The sequence below is a fragment of the Pseudonocardia sp. OZ21 genome, from assembly GCF_059359135.1.
The window spans coordinates 61346-81384 of record NZ_JCADBN010000005.1 but is presented as its reverse complement, the minus strand read 5'-3'; the positions used below and the strand labels follow the sequence as shown (position 1 = coordinate 81384).

Annotated in this window: 17 protein-coding genes; 14 read left to right on the top strand and 3 right to left on the bottom strand. The window is 72.3% G+C overall.

Going from position 1 to position 20039, the window contains the following annotated elements; translation table 11 throughout:
- Positions 1 to 69 precede the first annotated feature (69 nt).
- The 10 genes from AC5L35_RS13365 to AC5L35_RS13320 all read left to right on the top strand — a co-directional run bounded on the left by AC5L35_RS13365 (position 70) and on the right by AC5L35_RS13320 (position 12049).
- On the top strand, positions 70 to 660 hold the full coding sequence (locus tag AC5L35_RS13365; protein WP_495059930.1) for a nitroreductase family protein: 591 nt from the start codon (positions 70 to 72) through the stop codon (positions 658 to 660).
- A 106-nt stretch (positions 661 to 766) separates the two neighbouring features.
- The gene (locus AC5L35_RS13360; protein WP_495059929.1) at positions 767 to 1981 is read left to right on the top strand and encodes an ROK family protein; all 1215 of its coding nucleotides are present in this window, start codon (positions 767 to 769) and stop codon (positions 1979 to 1981) included.
- A gap of 107 nt (positions 1982 to 2088) precedes the next feature.
- Entirely contained in the window at positions 2089 to 3912 is a 1824-nt protein-coding gene (locus tag AC5L35_RS13355) for a peptide ABC transporter substrate-binding protein (RefSeq protein ID WP_495059928.1), read from the top strand.
- Positions 3909 to 4862, top strand: a complete 954-nt coding sequence (locus AC5L35_RS13350; RefSeq protein WP_495059927.1) for an ABC transporter permease — start codon at positions 3909 to 3911, stop codon at positions 4860 to 4862. The genes AC5L35_RS13355 and AC5L35_RS13350 overlap by 4 nt, the downstream gene beginning before the upstream one ends.
- A complete protein-coding gene (locus AC5L35_RS13345; protein ID WP_495059926.1) occupies positions 4859 to 5758 on the top strand; it encodes an ABC transporter permease in 900 nt (299 codons plus the stop codon). Before AC5L35_RS13350 ends, AC5L35_RS13345 begins: the two co-directional genes overlap by 4 nt.
- Entirely contained in the window at positions 5755 to 7461 is a 1707-nt protein-coding gene (locus AC5L35_RS13340) for an ABC transporter ATP-binding protein (protein WP_495059925.1), read from the top strand. The genes AC5L35_RS13345 and AC5L35_RS13340 overlap by 4 nt, the downstream gene beginning before the upstream one ends.
- 3 nt (positions 7462 to 7464) lie before the next feature.
- Positions 7465 to 8382: an ROK family protein gene (locus tag AC5L35_RS13335; protein ID WP_495059924.1), complete on the top strand. Its 918-nt coding sequence runs from the start codon at positions 7465 to 7467 to the stop codon at positions 8380 to 8382.
- 68 nt (positions 8383 to 8450) lie between these two features.
- Positions 8451 to 9956, top strand: coding sequence for a M81 family metallopeptidase (locus AC5L35_RS13330; RefSeq protein ID WP_495059923.1), 1506 nt, complete (start codon positions 8451 to 8453; stop codon positions 9954 to 9956).
- Positions 9957 to 9966: 10 nt separating this feature from the next.
- Positions 9967 to 10713: a copper homeostasis protein CutC gene (locus tag AC5L35_RS13325; protein ID WP_495059922.1), complete on the top strand. Its 747-nt coding sequence runs from the start codon at positions 9967 to 9969 to the stop codon at positions 10711 to 10713.
- A 160-nt stretch (positions 10714 to 10873) separates the two neighbouring features.
- Positions 10874 to 12049 carry an esterase-like activity of phytase family protein gene (locus AC5L35_RS13320; RefSeq protein ID WP_495059921.1) on the top strand — a complete coding sequence of 392 codons (1176 nt, stop codon included), beginning with the start codon at positions 10874 to 10876 and terminating at the stop codon, positions 12047 to 12049.
- A 15-nt stretch (positions 12050 to 12064) separates the two neighbouring features.
- On the opposite strand, the gene AC5L35_RS13315 is transcribed toward AC5L35_RS13320, so the two are convergent.
- Positions 12065 to 13216 carry a PQQ-dependent sugar dehydrogenase gene (locus AC5L35_RS13315; protein WP_495059920.1) on the bottom strand — a complete coding sequence of 384 codons (1152 nt, stop codon included), beginning with the start codon at positions 13214 to 13216 and terminating at the stop codon, positions 12065 to 12067.
- Positions 13217 to 13297: 81 nt separating this feature from the next.
- Here AC5L35_RS13315 and AC5L35_RS13310 point away from each other — a divergent pair, with 81 nt between their 5' ends.
- Positions 13298 to 14215: a 2-hydroxyacid dehydrogenase gene (locus AC5L35_RS13310; protein ID WP_495059919.1), complete on the top strand. Its 918-nt coding sequence runs from the start codon at positions 13298 to 13300 to the stop codon at positions 14213 to 14215.
- 60 nt (positions 14216 to 14275) lie between these two features.
- Positions 14276 to 14884, top strand: coding sequence for a DoxX family protein (locus tag AC5L35_RS13305; RefSeq protein ID WP_495059918.1), 609 nt, complete (start codon positions 14276 to 14278; stop codon positions 14882 to 14884).
- A 69-nt stretch (positions 14885 to 14953) separates the two neighbouring features.
- On the opposite strand, the gene ilvD is transcribed toward AC5L35_RS13305, so the two are convergent.
- A complete protein-coding gene (ilvD, locus tag AC5L35_RS13300; RefSeq protein WP_495059917.1) occupies positions 14954 to 16795 on the bottom strand; it encodes a dihydroxy-acid dehydratase in 1842 nt (613 codons plus the stop codon).
- Positions 16796 to 16800: 5 nt separating this feature from the next.
- Positions 16801 to 17214 carry a PH domain-containing protein gene (locus AC5L35_RS13295; protein ID WP_495059916.1) on the bottom strand — a complete coding sequence of 138 codons (414 nt, stop codon included), beginning with the start codon at positions 17212 to 17214 and terminating at the stop codon, positions 16801 to 16803.
- 332 nt (positions 17215 to 17546) lie between these two features.
- On the opposite strand from AC5L35_RS13295, the gene AC5L35_RS13290 reads away from it, so the two are divergent.
- Both AC5L35_RS13290 and ilvN read left to right on the top strand, forming a co-directional pair.
- Positions 17547 to 19505, top strand: coding sequence for an acetolactate synthase large subunit (locus tag AC5L35_RS13290; protein WP_495059915.1), 1959 nt, complete (start codon positions 17547 to 17549; stop codon positions 19503 to 19505).
- On the top strand, positions 19505 to 20014 hold the full coding sequence (gene ilvN, locus AC5L35_RS13285; protein ID WP_169394448.1) for an acetolactate synthase small subunit: 510 nt from the start codon (positions 19505 to 19507) through the stop codon (positions 20012 to 20014). Before AC5L35_RS13290 ends, ilvN begins: the two co-directional genes overlap by 1 nt.
- Positions 20015 to 20039: the final 25 nt, after the last annotated feature.

Here is a 20039-nt window from a genome sequence, read left to right as displayed (position 1 = left end):
CTCACCTCGCCGGCGGCGAGAAGATCACGATCGCTTCCCGGGCCGGGGGTGGGGCGGTAGGACATCCGGATGGAGTTCAGTGAGGTCGTCCGCAGGCGGCGCATGGTCCGCGACTACGACCCCGACCGGCCGGTACCGGCCGAGAGCCGGGACCGCATCCTGGCCAACGCCCTCCGGGCCCCGTCCGGCGGCTTCACCCAGGGCTGGGCGTTCCTCACACTGGAGACCCCGCAGGACCGGGAGCGGTTCTGGGTGGCTGCCGCCGAGGACGAGCCCGAGGAGAAGTCCGCGTGGGTCCTGGACGGCCTGCGGCACGCCCCGTTGCTGATCATCCCGTTCGCGCACAAGGACGCCTACCTCTCCCGGTACGCGGCACCGGACAAGGGCTGGACCGACCGGGACGAAGCGCGCTGGCCCATGCCGTACTGGTACATCGACACCGGGATGGCGGCGCTGCTGATGCTCCAGACGGTCGTGGACGAGGGGCTGGGAGCGTGCTTCTTCGGGCTCTCACCCTCGCGCGTCTCCCCTGTCACCGTGGAGTTCGGCGTGCCGGACGGGTACGAGCCGATCGGCGTGCTCTCGATCGGTTACCGCGCCCCGGACACACCCTCCCCACCCCCGCCCCCGCCCCGCACTATGGAGCCGTACTGCTGCTGAGACCGGCCGCCCACAGCACTACGGCTCCCAAGTGCACGCGCGCCCGCCGTCTGGTCGGCCGGGCGGCCTGTACCGTCACTTGGTACAAGGCGAGGAGGAAGTGGCGATGGTGGACGCTCCCGGGCGGTCGCGCGGCGACGGCAGGCCCGGCGATCCGGCGTTGACCTCCCGCATCGTGGCCCTGATCTCGTCAGGGGCGGCCGCGTCGCGCACCGAGCTGGCGCGCGGGCTGGGACTGGCCGCCTCCACGGTGTCGCTGCGGGTGCAGGAGCTGATCGACCTCGGGGTCATCCGGGAGACCGGGGCCGGGCCGTCCCGAGGCGGCAGGCGCCCACGTCTGCTGGAGCTGTGTTCCGGTGGCGGTTTCGTGCTCGTCGCCGACGTCGGGGGCACCCACGCGCGGGCCGGGGTCGTCGACTTCACCGGCGCGCTGTCCGACGTCGAGGAGATCCCGGTGCCGGTGGCCTCCGGCGCCGGCCCGGAGGCGACGCTCGACCTGCTCTGCGGGGTGTTCGACGACCTGGTGCGCAGGCGCTCGGGCGGCGAGGCGGAGACGGGGGGCATGGGCGCCAGCGGGATCGGGATCGCACTGCCGGGGCCGGTCGACCTCGAGCGGCGGTGTGCCGACAGCCCGTCCCGCATGCCCGGGTGGGACGGCTTCCCGGTGGGTCAGTGGCTGGAGGACCGGTTCGGCGTGGTCACGGTGGTGGAGAACGACGCCAACCTGATGGCGCTCGGCGAGCACGTCAGCAGCTCGCACCCCGTGCGGCACAGCGTCACGGTCAAGGCCGGCTCGGCGATCGGCAGCGGGATCGTGGTGGACGGCGTGGTGTACCGGGGCGCCGACGGGGCGGCAGGCGACTTCTCCCACGCCAGGGTGCCGGCGGGGGGCGACATCCCGTGCTCCTGCGGCAACACCGGCTGCCTGGAGACGATCGCCAGCGGGGCGGCACTCGTGCGGGTGCTGCAGGAGGCGGGCCGGGACGTCACCGACACCGCGCAGGTGATCCGGCTGGCCCGCTCGGGCGATCCCGAGGCCACCACGCTGGTGCGCACCGCGGGCCGCCACCTCGGCGAGGTGCTCTGCACGGTGGTCAACTTCTTCAACCCCGGCGCGGTCTTCCTGGGGGGCGGGCTGTCCACGGTCGAGCCGTTCGTGGCCGCCGTGCGCAGCCAGCTGTACGAGGGCTGCCACCCGCTGGTGACGCAGCGGCTGCTCATCGCCAGGGCCGGCGCGGGGGCGGACGCCGGTCTCGTCGGCGCCGGGCGGTCCGTCCTGGACCGGGTGCTCGCCCAGCCGCTACCGATGGCCGCGAGATAAAACTTGCTTCGATGGCGAAGCAAGATTGGCCACTTAAGATTTCTCTTCGGTTAACTTCTTCCGCTACCTCTACTTGAAAAGATCCATCTCGTCCTACCTTGCGCTGCATGACTTCCGCGCGACTTCGAGGCCTCCCCGCGGCCGCCGCTCTGCTCTGCGCGGGCCTCGTGCTCGCCGCGTGCGGCGGCGGTGGAGCGGGCCAGCAGGCCGGCACCGGCGGCGGCGAGCCGGTGGAGGGCGGCACGGCCAGCTACGCCCAGCCGGCCGGCTCCACCCCGAACTGGATCCTGCCGCTGGGGGTCTCGGGCAAGACCGCCACGTACAACCAGTCGATCCGCAACTCGCTGTGGCCGCCGCTGCTGTCCTACACCGCGGAGAGCGGCAAGCTCGGTCTGGACGTCAAGGGCGGCCTCGCCACCGCCGCCCCGGCCTGGTCGGCCGACGGTCGCACGGCCACGATCACGCTGGGCGGCCTGAGCTGGAGTGACGGCAAGCCCGTCACGTCCCGCGATGTCGAGTTCTGGTTCAACCTGATCAAGGCCAACACCTCGAAGTGGGCGTCGTACGTCAAGGGCAACCTCCCCGACAACGTCACGGCGTTCACCACGGTCGACGACAAGTCGTTCAGCCTCACCTTCGACCAGGCCTACAACCAGCAGTGGGTCGAGGCCAACCAGCTCAGCCTGATGTACGCGATCCCCCAGCACGCCTGGGACAAGGACTCGGCCGCCGGTGCCGTCGGTGACCTCGACCGCGACCCGGCAGGCGCGCAGCGCGTCTGGACCTATCTCACTGACGAGGCGGCGTCGCTGGACACCTACGCCACCAACCCGCTGTGGAAGGTGGTCGACGGGCCGTTCACGCTGGACGCCTTCAGCACCACCGGCCGCGTCACGCTGAGGAAGAACCCCGCCTACACGGGCCCCGACGCCGCGCACCTCGACACCGTCGACCTGCTGCCCTTCACCTCAGAGGACGCCGCGTTCAACGCGGTGCTGGCCGGTGACGTCGACTACGGCTACCTCCCCATCGCCTCGCTCGCGCAGAAGCCGCGCGTGGAGGGGCTGAAGTACCGCGTGCAGAACTGGGACGGCTGGGCGATCAACTTCGCGCCTTACAACTTCAACGACGCCACGGCGGGCCCGCTCTTCCGGCAGGACTACATCCGGCAGGCGATCCAGCGCTCGGTCGACCAGGACGGGATCTCGAAGGTCATCTGGAAGGGCACGGCACAGCCGGACTACGGGCCGGTGCCCCAGCAGCCCGCCAGCGACTTCCTCTCCGACGCGCAGAAGACGAACCCGTATCCCTTCGACACCGCGGCGGCCCAGGCGCAGCTCACCGGCCGCGGCTGGCAGCCCGGCGCCGACGGGATCGTCGTGTGCGCCCGCCCCGGCACGGGGGCCGACCAGTGTGGCGACGGGATCGCGGCGGGCACCCGGCTGCAGTTCGAGATGTACAGCCAGAGCGGCTCCAGCGAGACCGACGCCATGATGCAGGAACTGCAGTCCTCGCTGGCCAAGGCCGGGATCGCCATGACGATCCGCACCGCGCCGCTCAACACCGTGCTCGCCGACACCAAGCCCTGCGCCCCGGGCGCTGCATGCGGCTGGCAGGCGTCGTTCTTCGGTGCGCGCGGTGCCTGGTACCTGAACCCCTACCCGCTCACCGACCGCCAGTTCAGCACGCCGGGCACCGGCAACTTCGGCAGCTACAGCAACCCGGAGACCGACTCGCTGGAGCTCGCCGCCCGGGTGAGCAACGACCCCAGCGCGATGCAGGCCGTCAGCCGGCAGCTGGCCACCGACCTGCCCGGGATGTGGCTGCCGGAGCCGGTCTACCAGGTATCGGCGATCAAGCAGGACCTGCAGGGCGTGTCGCAGGACCCGCAGGCCGTCATCCACCCGCAGCGCTGGTACCGCACGAAGTGACGCGGTACGTCGCCGGCCGCCTGCTGCAGGCCGTGGTCGTGGTGCTGATCGTGACGGTGATCGTGTTCGCCCTGCTGCACTCCCTGCCGGGGGGTCCGGCCCGGGCGATCCTCGGCATCGACGCCACACCGCAGCAGATGGCCGACTTCAACCACCAGCAGGGCTTCGACCAGCCACTCGTCGTGCAGTACCTGCAGTACCTCGGCAGGTTGCTGCACGGCGACCTGGGGCGGTCCTTCGCGCTCAACCAGGACGTCTCGGCCGTCGTCGCCCAGCGGTTGCCCAAGACATTGCTGCTGACGGGGGTCTCGACGCTGGTCGCGATGGCCGTCGCGGTCCCGCTGGGCGTGTGGCAGGCCGTCCGGCGCAACCGGGCGGGCGACTACGTGGTGACCACGCTGACGTTCCTGGCCTACTCGACGCCGGCGTTCTTCCTCGCCTTCCTGGCGATCCTGCTGTTCTCCCAGGCCATCCCGCTGTTCCCGGCGCAGGCGCCGCAGGCCGACACGCTGGCCGGGATCCTCGCCGAACCCGCCGCGCTGGTGCTCCCGGTGGCGACGGGCGCCGTCGCGGCCATCGCGTCGTTCAGCCGGTACATGCGCTCGTCCACACTCGACAACCTCGCCGAGGACTACGTGCGCACCGCGCGGGCCAAGGGCACGGTCGAGCGCCGGGTGATCTGGCGGCACGTGGGGCGCAACAGCCTCACGCCGGTGATCACGATGCTCGGCTACCACATCCCCGTCCTCTTCGGCGGAGCGCTGGTCACCGAGTCGATCTTCAACTACCCGGGCATGGGCCTCGCCTTCTGGAACGCGGCGCAGGTCTCGGACTACCCGGTGCTGCTCGGTGTCGTCCTGGTCATCGCGACCGCCACCGTCATCGGCTCCCTGCTCGCCGACCTGTTGCAGGCGCTGATCGACCCCCGCGTCCGAGGAGCCAACCGATGACCGCCGTCGCTCAGCCCCCACCGGTACCCGAGGTGCCGGCCACGGTTCCGGCGCCGCGGGCGGCGTCGGTGCTGCGCAGGCTCGTCCGCCACCGGCTGGCCGCCGCCGGCCTCGTGGTCGTCGGCCTGCTGGTGGTGTTCAGCTTCCTGGGGCCGCTCGTCTACCCGGCCGACCAGAGCGTCACCAACCTGCAGGAGGCGAGCCTCCCGCCGGGCAGCCCCGGGCACCTGCTCGGCACCGACGGCGTCGGTCACGACGTGCTCGGCCGCCTGATGATCGGGGGCCGTACCTCGTTGATCATCGGGATCGCCACCGGGTTGCTGGCCACCGTGATCGGCACCGTCTACGGGGCCGTGTCCGGGTACTTCGGCGGCCGGGTCGACGCCGTCATGATGCGCGTGGTCGACGCGGGCATCGCGATCCCCGCGCTCTTCCTGCTCCTGACGGCCGCAGCGATCATCCGGCCGAGCGTCACCAGCATGGTGCTCATCCTCGGGTTCGTCTCCTGGCTGGTGCCTGCCCGGCTGGTGCGGGCCGAGGCGCTGTCGCTGCGCACCCGCGACTACGTGGCCGCGGTGCGGGCGGTGGGCGGCAGCGGCACGCGGATCATCCTGCGCCACATCGTGCCGAACACGGTCGGGACGATCACCGTGAACGCCACCTTCCAGGTGGCCGACGCCATCCTGTTGATCGCCTACGTCAGCTTCCTCGGCCTCGGTGTCCCACCGCCTGCCACGGACTGGGGCGGCATGCTGAGCGACGGGGTCACCAACATCTACTCCGGCGCGTGGTGGCTCATCTTCCCGCCGGGGCTGGCCATCGTCCTGGTCGTCTGTGCGTTCAACCTCATCGGCGACGGGCTCCGCGACGCCTTCGAGATCCGGAGGAGCCGATGACCGAGGCCGCCGCTGACAGCGCCACCGACACCAGCGGTCCGGTACTCACCGTCCGCGACCTGCGCGTCAGCTTCCCCGGCGGGGAGTCGCGTATCGACGCCGTCCGCGGGGTGGATCTGGAGCTACGCCGGGGTGAGGTGCTCGCCCTGGTCGGCGAGTCCGGCTCCGGCAAGAGCGTGACCGCGCTGGCCGCGATGGGGCTGCTGCCCCCGAACGCCCAGGTGGCGGGCAGGCTGCTCGTCGGGGACAGGGACGTCACCCGGCTCGGTACCGCCGAGCTGCGGGACATGCGTGGGCGCGAGATCGGCATGGTGTTCCAGGAACCGACGACCGCGCTGAACCCGGTGCTCACGGTGGGCGACCAGATCGGTGAGGCCCTCACCAACCACGAGAACCTGACGTCGGCGCAGGTGCGTGAGCGCACCCTGGAACTGCTCGAAGCGGTCGGGATCCCCGAGCCCGCCGAGCGGATGCGGGCCTACCCGCACCAGCTGTCCGGCGGCCTGTGCCAGCGCGTGGTCATCGCGATGGCGGTGGCCTGCAACCCGGCCGTGATCATCGCCGACGAGCCGACCACGGCACTGGACGTGACCGTGCAGGCGCAGATCATGCGGCTGCTGCGCGAGCTGCGGGACTCCCGCGGCACGGCCATCCTGCTCATCACCCACAACATGGGTGTGGTCGCGGACCTGGCCGACCGGGTCGCGGTGATGCGCGACGGGGTCGTGGTCGAGGTCGGCTCAGCCGAGCAGGTGCTCTCGGCTCCGCAGCACGAGTACACGACGGCGCTGCTCGCCGCGGTGCCGCGCCTGGGCAGCGGTTCCCGGGCCGCGGCGGCGGACGAGCCGGGACCGGATCAACCGCCGACGGTGCTCGACCTCGAGGAGGTCCGCGTCGAGTACCGCACGCTCGGACGGCCCGCGGTGCGCGCGGTCGACGACGTCACGCTCGCGGTGCGCCGCGGCGAGGTCGTCGGGCTGGTGGGGGAGTCCGGCTCGGGCAAGTCGACCATCGGTCGCTGCGCGCTGGGCCTGGTCGCGGCGACGGCGGGGCGCGTCACGCTGCTCGGTGTCGACCAGCGCAGGCTGCGCGGTTCCCGCGGCCGCAAGGTGCGCCGGGGCGTGGGCGTCGTCCTGCAGAACCCGGCGTCCGCCCTCGACCCACGTATGACGGTCGGCGACAGCATCGCGGAGCCGATGGTGATCCACCGGGTCGGTTCGCGCGCGGAACGGCAGCAGCGGGTGCGGCAACTGCTCGACGACGTCCGGCTCCCCGCGTCCGCCGCGGACCGCTACCCCCACGAGATGTCGGGTGGGCAGCGCCAGCGGGTGGGGCTGGCCAGGGCGCTGTCCCTGGGGCCGGACCTGGTGATCGCCGACGAGCCCACCAGCGCGCTGGACGTCTCGGTGCAGGAGACGGTGCTGCGCCTGCTCACCGAACTGCAGGCCGTGCACGGCTTCGGGTGCCTGTTCATCAGCCACGACCTCGCGGTCGTGGAGGCCGTCGCGCACCGCGTCGTGGTGCTGCTCGGCGGCCGGATCGTCGAGGAAGGCGCGACGCAGGACGTGCTGCACCGGCCCCGTGAGCACTACACCAAGCTCCTGATCAGCTCCGTCCCCGTTCCTGACCCGGTCCAGCAGGCGGCCCGCCGGGCCGCGGCCGACGCCGTGCTGCGGGAGTCCGCCCGCGCTCTGGCCGGCTGACCCATGTCCTTCATCGGGTTGGACATCGGGGGAACCACCACGCACGCCGTCCTGTGCGACGACGAGCTGCTGGTGGGAGCGGAGGCGAGCGCTCCGACCCCGGCGCGCAGCGGCGCCGCCGCGATGCTGGACGGCGCCGCGCGGCTGGTCCTGCGGCTGCGTGGGCAGGCCGTCGACACCGTGCACGGCGTCGGGGTGGCCGCCGCCGGCATGCTCGACCCGCGGTCGGGCCGGATCGTGCGGGCCAGCGACTCGTTCCGCGGCTGGGAGGGCACACCTGTCGCCGCCGGCCTCGGTGAGCGGGTCGACCTGCCGGTCGTGGCCGACAACGACGTGAACTGCTTCCTCATCGGCGAGGTGGCGGCCGGTGCGCTGCGCGGCGTCGAGGACGGGGTGGGCATCACGCTCGGCACCGGCGTCGGCGGGGCACTGTGGTCGGGTGGGCGCATCCTGCACGGCCGCGACGGCGGTGCCGGTGAGCTCGGGCACCTGCCGGGCTACGGCGACGAGCCGTGCAGCTGCGGGCGGCGGGGTCACCTGGAGACCCTGGCCGCCGGGCGTTCCCTGCTCCGCCGCTACCTCGAGCGCGGTGGGACGGCGGCGTCGGCGGCGGACGTCGCGGCGGCGGCCCGGGCGGGCGACGGACGGGCCGTCGAGGTCTTCACCGACGCGGCACACGCGCTGGGCATGACGATCGTGCAGGCCACCCGGCTGCTCGCCGCGGACAGGGTGGTGGTCGGGGGCGGCGTGACGGGCGCGTGGGACCTGCTCGCGCCCGTCGTGCACGAGGTGGTGGCCGCGCACCCGCCGCTCTTCGGGCCGCTGCCCGACATCCGGCTGACCGCGCTCGGTGCCGCCGCAGTGGCGGTCGGCGCGGCCGCGCTGGCCCGGCTGGGCTGTGGCACCGAGGTCCCGGCCTGACCGATCACGATCCGACAACCGACCACACCCGGCAGCGCCGGGCTCGTCAGCACGGAAGGGCTCCCGTCGTGACCGACCAGTCCCCATCCCCGGCGGATCGCAGGCTCCGCATCGCGATCACCGGCATCGCCATCGAGAGCAGCACGTTCTGCCTGCACCGCACCACGCTCGAGGAGTTCCACGTCGTGCGCGACAAGGAACTGCTGGACCGCTACGACTTCCTCCGCAGGCCCGATGTCCCCGAGCACGCCTGGGCGCGCGACGTGGAGTGGGTGCCGCTGGTGCACGCCGCCGCCATGCCGGGCGGCCCGGTGGTGCCCGAGGCCTACGACACCCTCGAGGCCGAGACGCTGGAACGGCTCGCGGCAGCAGGTCCGCTCGACGGCGTCTTCCTCGACATCCACGGCGCCATGACGGTGGTGGGCAGGCGCGACGCCGAGGCCCGGCTGACCCGAGAGGTGCGCTCCGTCGTCGGGCCGGACGTACTGCTGTCGGCGTCCATGGACCTGCACGGCAACGTGTCGCGGGAGCTCGCGGCCACCGTCGACCTCATCACCTGCTACCGGATGGCCCCTCACGAGGACGCGTGGGAGTCGCGCGCCCGCGCCGCCCGCAACCTCGTGTCCCGGCTGCGGGCAGGCGGCCGGCCGAAGAAGGCGTGGGTGCAGGTGCCCGTGCTGCTCCCCGGTGAGCGCACCAGCACGCGCGTGGACCCGGCCAAGAGCATCTACGCCAGGGTTCCGCAGGTCGAGGCGCTCGACGGCGTGCTCGACGCCGCCGTCTGGGTCGGCTACGTCTGGGCCGACGAGCCGCGCAACCGCGCCGCCGTGGTGGTCTCCGGCGACGACGAGGACACCCTGCTGGCGAGCGCCAGGGAGCTGGCCGGCAGCTACTGGGACGCCAGAGCCGACTTCGGGCTCGCCGCCCCGTCCGCCCCGCTGGCCGAGTGCGTCCGCGCCGCGCTCGCGAGCCCGCAACGGCCGTTCTACATCAGCGACTCCGGCGACAACCCGACGGCGGGAGGGGCCGGGGACGCTTCCTACGCGCTGCGGGAACTGCTGGCCGACGAGGACCTGACGGCCAGTGGCGCCGCGGTGATCTACGCGAGCATCGCCGACGCCGACTCGGCCAGGGCGGCCGCCGCGGCGGGGGTGGGCGCCACCGTCTCGCTCAGCGTGGGCGGCAAGATCGACACGGCGTCCGCGCCGCCTGCCGACGTGACGGGGACGGTCACGGCCGTGGTTCCCGACGACCCGCGGGGCGGCGTCCTCGTGGTCGTCGCGGTCGGGGCGGTCTCGGTGATCATCACCGAGCGGCGGCGCCCGTTCCACGACGAGGTGGACTACACGCGCCTCGGCCTCGACCCCCGCCACGGGGCGGACATCGTGGTGGTCAAGATCGGGTACCTGCAGCCGGAGCTGTTCGAGATGTCCGCAGGCTGGATGCTCGCGCTCACCCCGGGCGGCGTCGACCAGGACCTCCTGCGGCTGGGGCACCGCGACCTCGACGGGCCGGTCTACCCGTTCCAGCCGCTCATGGACCCGCCCGCGCTCGAACCGGAACTGATCCCGTGACGGGTGAGCCGTGACGGTCGTGGAGGTGTGCCTGGACGACGTCGCCGGTGCGCGGATCGCCGAGGACGCCGGCGCGGACCGCCTCGAACTGTGCGCCGGGCTGGCCGAGGGAGGCACGACGCCCAGCATCGGCACGGTGGAGGCGGTGCTCGGCGCGGTCCGCCGGATCGGCGTCAACGTACTGGTGCGACCGCGCGGCGGCGACTTCGTCCACACACCGGACGAGGTCGGCGTCATGTGTGCGGACATCCGGGCGGTGGCGCGGCTGCGGGCGGCATCACCGCTGCCGGTGGGGTTCGTCCTCGGCGCACTGACACCGGACGGCGAGGTCGACGTCCCCGTGCTGCGGACGTTGCTGGAGGTGTGCGGTGACGCGCCCGTGACCTTCCACCGGGCGTTCGACGCGACCCGGGACCTGGCGGCCGCACTCGACGTGCTGAGCGGGCTCGGCCTGGCCCGCGTACTCACCTCCGGCGGCCGGGCCACCGCGCTCGACGGTGCCGCCGTGCTCGCCGACCTCGTGGGACGCGCCGAGGGGCGCATCACCGTGATGGCGGGTGGGTCCGTCCGGGGCGGGAACGTGGTCGAGATCGTGGACCGCACCGGCGTGCCCGAGGTGCACCTGCGGGCTGCCGCCGTGGTCCCCGGCCGGAGTCGTCACCGCAACCCGCACCTCGGTTACGACACGGGCGAGCGCACGGTCACCGCCGCCGCACCGATTCTCGACGTGCGGCGCAGGTTGAAGCGCGCGTTGTGAACCGGTGACGTGCCGGGGCCGTCGGTATTGCGGTAATTCGAATATCCCGATATCGGGCCCGCGTGGATGTGATTCCGTCCACGTTCATGTGTCGACGGCACCCCCGCATCCGTTGGAGTTGGCGTGACCGCGGAAAACCCGCGCTGCACACGAGCCACGAATGCTGGGGGTACCGATGGAGGAGAAGTGCCGCGCCGGGTGGCAGCGGACCAGGTGCCGTTATGGCCCGGTTCGTCTGCTCGGCGCCCGTATCCTGCCGCACCACCTGCAGTTTCGCGGTACGACGGTCGGCGGGTTGTCCGGCATCGACTACGACACCCGGACCGCTCGATACCTGCTCGTGAGTGACGACCGGTCCGTTCTCGCGCCGGCGCGCTTCTACACCGCGCAGATCGAACTCGACGCCGCCGGACTGCACGACGTCGTCCTGACGGGAGTGACATTCTTCCGTCGGCCGGACGGAAAGGCATATCCGTCCCTCGACGAATGGGGGCCTGAGCAGTTCGGCTTCACTCCGGCCGACCGTGCCGTCTTCGGGACCGTGGACCCCGAGGAGATCAGGGTGGACCCGCGCACCGGCAACATGCTGTGGAGCCAGGAGGGGATCCTCGCCGAGTCCGGTGCGGGGGAGCACATCGTGGTCGACCCGGCGCTGCGCGTCTCGACGCCGGACGGGTGCTTCGTCCGCGACCTCCCGATGCCGCGCACCGAGCTGTACTCGGGTGGACCGGGCCCGAGGCAGGACCACGTCATCGAGAGCGTCACGTACGCCGGCCACGGCGACCTGGTCGTCTCGGTCCTGGAGGACCCGCTCCTGATCGACGGCCCCGACCCCACGGTGCTCGCGGGCGGTCTGGCGAGGATGACCGTGCAGGCGTCGGAGGGGGAGCTCCTGGCGCAGTACGCCTACGAGCTGGACCCCCTTCCCCCGGGACCCGACGGCACGGCAGCCGACGGCAACACCGGGGTGGCGTCGATCGTCGCCTGCGACCCGGGGACCTCCACCCGTTTCCTCGTCCTCGAGCGGGCTTTCGTGGCCGGCAGTGGCAACAGGATCCGCGTCTACGAGGCCGACGTCTCGCGCGCCACCGACGTGCTCGCGGTGCCGTCGCCGGCCGGGGCTCCGATCACGCCTGCGCGCAAGACACTGCTCGTCGACCTCGCCGACATGGGGCTGGACCACCTCGAGAACATCGAGGGCATGACGTGGGGACCGGACGTGTGCACCGGCGAGCGGACCCTGGTCCTGGTCAGCGACGACAACTTCGCCGCCACCCAGCGCACGCAGGTCATCGCCCTCGCCATGCCCCGCGCGGGAGGCACCCGGCCGGCCTGACGCCCCGGTGCGCCGTCAGGTGCGGCTCTCCCCGCCACCTGACGGCGGCTGGATGCGGATCACCCGGTCGTCGCTGGGCACGGGAGCGCCACCCGCCTTGTTGACGGTGCCCAGCCAGAGCAGACCGTCCGGGGCCAGCGCGGCCGCCGAGAGCCGGCCGTAGGTGCCGGTGAGCATCTTCTCGGGAGTGCCGGTGAACACCGCGTTCTCGCCGGGATGCAGCACGAACAGCGCGGCGGCTCCGGTCAGTGCGATCGCGACCATCCCCGGCTGGGCCACACACCCGGCGACGCCGGGGCGGTCGGGCCAGGTCCAGGCCGGGGCGGGCAGCGGCCCCGGCATCACCAGGTGCAGCACGTCCTGGGTGCCGGTCCGGTCGGTCACCCAGGCCATCGTCGTCACGGGGTCGGTGCAGATCCCGGCGGGCGCCCGCAGCCCCGAGCTGAGTACGCGCGATCCGGGGTCCGGGTTGCCCGGGGCCGGCCGGCCCAGCGTGTCGATGCGCAGCAGCTTGCCCGCGAGCGAACCCGGTGCCGCCGAATCGCCCCCCGCGTCGCCCGTGGCCACCAGCAGCGACCCGTCGACGTCCACGCCGAGCGCTCCGCTGTTGTTGCGGGAGCCACGGGGGATGCCGGTGAGCACGGGTTTGGGCGCTTCCCCCGGCGCGATCCGCACCACGCGGTTGTCGTCGCGCGTGGTGGCGTAGGCGTAGACGAGCTGGTCCTCCTTGTACGACGGCGAGAGCACGAGGCCGGTGAGGCCACCGCCGCCGCTCGCGTCGACCGGCACGGTGGTGACCAGCACCGGGTCGGAGCCCCGCTGCACGCGCAGCACGCGCCCGGTGGCCCGCTCGGCCACGAGCGCCGACCGGCCGTCGGGCAGCACCGCGATCGCGCCGACGGGCTCCAGGCAGGTGGCCACGACCTGCGGGTCGGGGTCGACACACCCCCCGGGCGGCTGGGGCGAGCCGGGCTGGCCCGCGCTACCCCCCGGTGGCGGAGCAGGCGGCTGGGAGGGTTCGGGCACCACGGGCGGGCCGCCGAGCTCACCCGCGCCCTCCACCTGCTCCCGCCACTCCCGCGGCCCCTGGTCGGGAAACGTCGCACACCCGGCCAGCAGCAGGCCGAGCAACGCCGTTGCCGCCGCGCGCCGCACCCGTCCTCCCACACGGCCCAGGCTATGCGGCACGGAGTGAGCGGCCCGTGAACGGTGCCTGCCACCGGTCCGGCGCAACACTAGGGTCGGCACATGAGCGACATCGTTGTTCTGGTTCCGCACGACGAGGGGATGGGCGCTCTCGCCGACGTCCCCGGCATCACCCCGGTGAGGTACGACGTCGACGGCGAGCTTCCCGAGGCCGCCGAGACCGCGCAGGTCCTGGTCCCCGACTTCCTGGCGACCCAGGAGGCCGTGGGCATGACCACGAAGCTGCCGAACCTGCAGCTCGTCCAGCTCCTGTCGGCGGGGGCGGAGAACTGGGTCGGCAGGCTTCCCGACGGCGTCGCGCTGTCGGACTGCCGGGGCGCCCACGGGGGCGCCACCGCGGAGTGGGTCGTCGCGGTCCTCCTCTCGGTGTACCGCGACCTCCCGCGCTTCGTCCGCGCGCAGGACGAGCGACGCTGGGACTACCACTCCACCGACGAGCTGGCCGGCAAGCGCGTGCTCGTGGTGGGGGCGGGGGACGTCGCCGAGAACACGGCACGCCGCCTCGCGCCGTTCGACGTGGACGTCACGCTGGTGGGCCGCACGGCCCGGCCGGGCGTACACGGCATCGACGAGGTGCTCGGCCTGCTGCCCCACCACGACGCCTGCGTGGTGATCGTGCCCCTGACCGACGACACCCGCGGGCTCGTCGACGGAGAGTTCCTCGCCGCGATGCCCGACGGGGCGGTGCTGGTCAACGGGGCGCGCGGCCCCGTCGCCGACACCGACGCGCTCACCGCCGAGCTGGCCACCGGGCGGCTGCGCGCCGCGCTCGACGTGACGGATCCGGAGCCGCTGCCCGCCGATCATCCACTGTGGACGGCCCCGGGCGTGCTGATCACACCGCACGTCGGCGGCAGCGTCCCGAACACGAGACGGCGCGCCTACGCGGTGGTGGCCGAGCAGCTCGCCGCGTACGGGCGGGGGGAGCGCCCGCCCAATCTCGTCGAGAACGGGTACTGATCCACGAATCCGCCGTCGCCACCTGGGCGAACGTGCCATCGGGGGCTAATCTCCCGGGGCATGACCGACCAGCCGACGTCGATACTCCCCGGTTCGGGCCGCAGCGGTTTCGGTGGGTCGGAGCCGGGCGACACCCGCCCCACCCGCAGGCCACTGACGTGGAACGGCGGCACCGACGTCGGGCTGCTGATCCTGCGGTTCGCCGTGGGGGGCACGTTCTTCGCCCACGGCATGCAGAAGGTGTTCGGGATGTGGGACGGGCCGGGCGTCGCGGGGTTCGCCCGCATGCTCGACCGGTTCGGCTACCAGCAGACCACCACCCTGTCCTGGGTCACCGGGATCGTCGAGGTGCTGGCCGGGGCGTTCGTCGTGCTGGGGGTGATCACACCGCTCGCGGCCGCCGCCCTGCTCGCCATCAAGATCAACGCGGTGCTGGTGAAGATGGCGAGCGGGTTCTTCATCGCCTCGGCCGCGGGCGCCGACGCCGTGGAACTGGACGTCGTCCTCGGGCTCGCGGCCGCCGCGCTCATCTTCACCGGGCCGGGCCGGATCGCGCTGGACAACGGCCGCACCTGGCACCGCCGCCCCGCCCCGTGGGGCGTGCTGGCGCTGATCGTGGGCGTGGCGGCGAGCGTGCTGGTGTACCTCCTGCTGCGCACCCCTGTGTGACGAGTTCAGGAAAGCCACTTTCCTGCCCTCTGCGGGCCTGAAAGTGGCTTTCCTGAACTTCGGGAGCCGCTACGGGACCCGGCGGACTGCTCCTGTGTGGGCGCTCGTGGCCAGTGCCGCGTAGGCGCGCAGCGCCTTGCTCACCTGCCGGTCGCGGTCCTTCGGCTGCCACGGCTGCTCGGAGGCGTCCATCTTGGCGCGGCGCTCGGCGAGGACCTCGTCGGCGACCTGCACCTCGAGCGTCCGGCTCCGGACGTCGATGAGCACCGTGTCGCCGTCCTCGATCAGCCCGATGACACCACCCGCGGCCGCCTCGGGGGAGATGTGCCCCACGGAGATGCCGCTCGAGCCGCCGGAGAAGCGGCCGTCGGTGATCAGGGCGCACTTCGCGCCGAGGCCCGCCCCCTTGAGGAACGCGGTGGGGTGCAGCATCTCCTGCATCCCCGGCCCGCCGGCGGGGCCCTCGTAGCGCACCACGAGCACGTCGCCGGGCTGGATCTGCTTGGTGAGGATCACCGACACGGCCTCCTCCTGGCTCTCCACCACGCGGGCGGGGCCGGAGAAGCGCCAGATGTCCTCGGGGATGCCTGCGGTCTTGATGACGGCACCGTCCGGCGCGATGTTGCCGCGCAGCACCGCGAGGCCGCCGTCGGCGGTGTAGGCGTGCTCGGCGTCGCGGATGCAGCCGCCTGCCGCGTCGGTGTCGAGCGAGGACCAGCGGTTCTCCGTGGAGAACGCCTCCGTGGTGCGCACCCCGCCCGGAGCGGCGTGGTACAGCTCGACGGCCTTCTCCGACGGAGACTCGGCGCGGACGTCCCACTCGGAGAGCCACTCCTGCATCGACGGGGAGTGCACCGTGTGCACGTCCTCGTTGAGCAGCCCGGCCCGCCACAGCTCACCCAGGATGGCGGGGATGCCGCCGGCCCGGTGGACGTCCTCCATGTGGTAGTTCGAGTTGGGCGACACCTTCGACAGGCACGGCACCCGCCGCGACACCGCGTCGATCGCCTCCAGGTCGAAGTCGATCTCGCCCTCCTGCGCGGCGGCGAGGATGTGCAGCACGGTGTTGGTGGAGCCCCCCATGGCGACGTCGAGGGCCATCGCGTTCTCGAACGCCGCGCGGGTGGCGATGGACCGCGGCAGCACGGAGGCGTCGTCGTCGGCGTACCAGCGCTTCGCGAGCGCCATCACCGTGCGGCCCGCCTCGAGGAACAGGTCGCGACGGGCGGCGTGCGTGGCCAGGGTGGAGCCGTTGCCGGGCAGGGCGAGCCCGAGTGCCTCGGTGAGGCAGTTCATCGAGTTGGCGGTGAACATCCCGGAGCAGGAGCCGCAGGTCGGGCACGCCGAACGCTCGACGAGCTCCAGGCCGCTGTCGTCCACCTGCGGAGAGGCGGACGCCGAGATCGCGGTGATGAGGTCGGTGGGCGCCTGCGCCACCCCGTCGACGACGACGGCCTTCCCGGCCTCCATCGGGCCGCCGGAGACGAACACGGTGGGGATGTTCAGCCGCATCGCGGCGTTCAGCATGCCCGGGGTGATCTTGTCGCAGTTCGAGATGCAGACCAGCGCGTCGGCGGCGTGGCCGTTGACCATGTACTCGACGGCGTCGGCGATCACCTCGCGGCTGGGCAGCGAGTAGAGCATGCCGCCGTGGCCCATGGCGATGCCGTCGTCGACGGCGATCGTGTGGAACTCCCGCGCCACGCCACCCGCCTCGCGGATGGCTCCCGCGACGAGGTCGCCGAGGTCCTTGAGGTGCACGTGACCGGGCACGAACTGGGTGTAGGAGTTGGCGATGGCGACGATCGGCCTGCCGAAGTCGTCGTCGGTCATGCCGGTGGCGCGCCAGAGCGAACGTGCTCCGGCGGCGTTGCGGCCGTGGGTGGTGACGCGGGAACGCAGAGCCGGCATCGGGCTCACTCTCCAGCCGGGTCGGGCAGCCTGCCACCGCTGACGGCGGCGAGCTGGGGCAGGTCTCGGACTCCGACGGCCGGGAGCGGTAACTCGGCACCGTCGGACAGCACCGCGCTGACCCCGGCGCGACCCCGCAGTCGTGAGCGGCGGCCGAGGCGCAGCGAGCTGATCTCAGGCCACGGTACGCGCCGGCCGCCGATGATCCGGCGGATGGTCAGTGCGTCGGGATCGGCGACGGTGCGCACCCGCACCGTCCACACGATGATTCCGATCGGGACGAGGTACACCAGCCACAGGTACGGCCCGGAGGCGGCGAACGGTGTGGCGCACACGGCGATCCCGATCGCCGCGAGGATGGTCAGCGGCGAGATGCGGAAGACAGCGCGGGGGACGGGCTCGTCACCGGTGGTGCTCACCCGGCCATCGTCTCACCCGGGACGGATCCCCACCTGCGGGTGGGCGCGGGAGTCCGACCACACCGGGCATCCGGACAACCGGCCCAGAGCGGCCGGAACAGCTGCAGCATGTCGCCGACGTCCCACCATCTGGTACCTCGGTCCCAGGAAATTTGACGCCTCGACCGGCGGGCGTCTAGCGTCCCGGTCATGTCAGCCGTCCGGGTGCTCGTACTTCGCAGGCGCGTCCACGCCTGAGCGAGTCCTCGGTCGTCGACGCGCCACCCTCGTTCCGCCTCCCGGCGGTCGGGGGTTTTTTCATGTCTGGCCCCAACTCCCGGAGCTGACCGCAGATGACCACCGCAACGCCCCGTTCCGGCCCGGTCCCCGGACCGTCGGGACCGAAGCCGGCGCCGCCACCCGGCCGTCAGGGCTCCCAACCCGGCTCGAGCCCTGCCCAGCAGGCGCCGGTGCAGGCCGTTCCCGGCCTGCGCTTCGACCGGGTGCCCATGACCGGCGCCCAGTCGCTCGTCCGCTCGCTCGAGGAGGTGGGCTGCGAGGTCGTCTTCGGTATTCCGGGCGGCACCATCCTCCCCGCCTACGACCCGCTACTCGACTCCACGCGCGTGCGGCACGTACTGGTCCGCCACGAGCAGGGCGCGGGGCACGCGGCCACCGGGTACGCGCAGGCCACCGGCAAGGTGGGCGTCTGCATGGCGACGTCGGGGCCGGGTGCCACCAACCTCGTCACCCCGATCGCCGACGCCTACATGGACTCCGTCCCGATCGTCGCGATCACCGGTCAGCAGACGCGTGCGCTGATCGGCACCGACGCGTTCCAGGAAGCCGACATCACCGGCATCACCATGCCGGTGACCAAGCACAACACCCTCGTGACCGACGCCGCGGAGATCCCGCGCGCCATCGCCGAGGCGTTCCACCTGGCGTCCACGGGCCGACCCGGCCCGGTGCTGGTGGACATCCCGAAGGACGTGCTGCAGGAGCGCACCACGTTCTCCTGGCCGCCCGAGCTGCAGCTGCCCGGCTACCGGCCCACCACGCGGCCGCACGGCAAGCAGATCCGGGAGGCCGCCAAGCTGATCAGCTCGGCGCAGCGGCCGGTGCTCTACGTCGGTGGCGGCGTGCTCAAGGCGGAGGCCTCGGCCGAGCTCCTGGAGCTGGCGGAGCTCACCGGTATCCCGGTGGTCACCACGCTGATGGCCCGCGGCGTCTTCCCCGACAGCCACCGCCAGCACGTCGGGATGCCCGGCATGCACGGCACCGTCACCGCGGTGGCCGCCATGCAGGAGTCCGACCTGCTCGTCGCGCTCGGGGCACGGTTCGACGACCGGGTCACCGGCCATCTCGCCAGCTTCGCGCCCGACGCGGCGGTCGTGCACGCCGACATCGACCCGGCCGAGATCTCCAAGAACCGCAGGGCGGACGTCCCGATCGTGGGCGACGCCAAGGAGGTCATCGCCGAGCTCATCGACGCGCTGCGCATCGAGCGGGCCGAGCGCGGTCACACCGACCTCACCACGTGGTGGTCGAGGCTCGACGGGCTGCACTCCACGTACCCGCTGGGCTACGACTGGCCGGCCGACGGCTCGCTGTCACCCGAGTACGTGATCGAGCGGATCGGTCAGATCGCGGGCCCGGAGGCCGTGTACGTGGCGGGCGTCGGGCAGCACCAGATGTGGGCAGCGCAGTTCGTCAGGTACGAGAAGCCGCGCACGTGGCTCAACTCCGGCGGTCTCGGCACGATGGGCTACGCGGTGCCGGCCGCGATGGGCGCCAAGATGGGCCTTCCGGAGGGCGTCGTGTGGGCCATCGACGGCGACGGCTGCTTCCAGATGACCAACCAGGAGCTCGCCACCTGCGCGCTCGAGGGCATCCCGATCAAGGTCGCCATCATCAACAACGGCAACCTCGGCATGATCCGGCAGTGGCAGACGCTCTTCTACTCGGAGCGCTACTCGCAGAGCGACCTCGGCACGCACAAGCACCGCATCCCGGACTTCCTGCTCCTCGCCGAGGCGATGGGCTGCGTCGGCCTGCGCGCCGAGTCCAAGGACGAGGTCGACAAGGTCATCCAGCAGGCGATGGAGATCAACGACCGCCCGGTCGTGATCGACTTCGTGGTCGGCGCCGACGCCCAGGTGTGGCCCATGGTGGCCGCGGGCACCGGCAACTCCGAGATCATGGCGGCCCGCAACATCCGGCCGCTCTTCGACACCGACGAGATCGTCGCCGACGACGCCGGCACCGGCGCCGTCGCGGCGGAGGCCATGAGGCAGGGTGAGGAGTCGTGATCCAGCGGCACACGCTGTCGGTGCTCGTCGAGGACAAGCCGGGTGTGCTCGCCCGGATCTCGGGGCTGTTCTCCCGGCGGGGCTTCAACATCGAGTCCCTCGCCGTCGGGCCCACCGAGCATCCAGACATCTCGCGCATGACCATCGTCGTGGCGGTCGACGACTTCCCCCTCGAGCAGGTCACCAAGCAGCTCAACAAGCTCATCCACGTGATCAAGATCGTGGAGCTCGAGCCGGCCGCATCCGTGCAGCGCGAGCTCCTGCTGGTCAAGGTGCGCGCCGACCCCGGCGTGCGCAGCCAGGTACTCGAGATCGTCAACCTGTTCCGGGCCAAGGCGGTGGACGTCACGCCGGAGGCGCTCACGATCGAGGCCACCGGCACCGCCGACAAGCTCAGCGCCCTGCTCAAGAACCTCGAGCCGTTCGGCATCCGCGAGATGGTGCAGTCCGGGATGGTGGCCGTCGGCCGCGGTCCCCGCTCGATCACCGCCGCTGCTGCCATCCGTTAAGAATCCCGAAAGGACCCTTCACCAG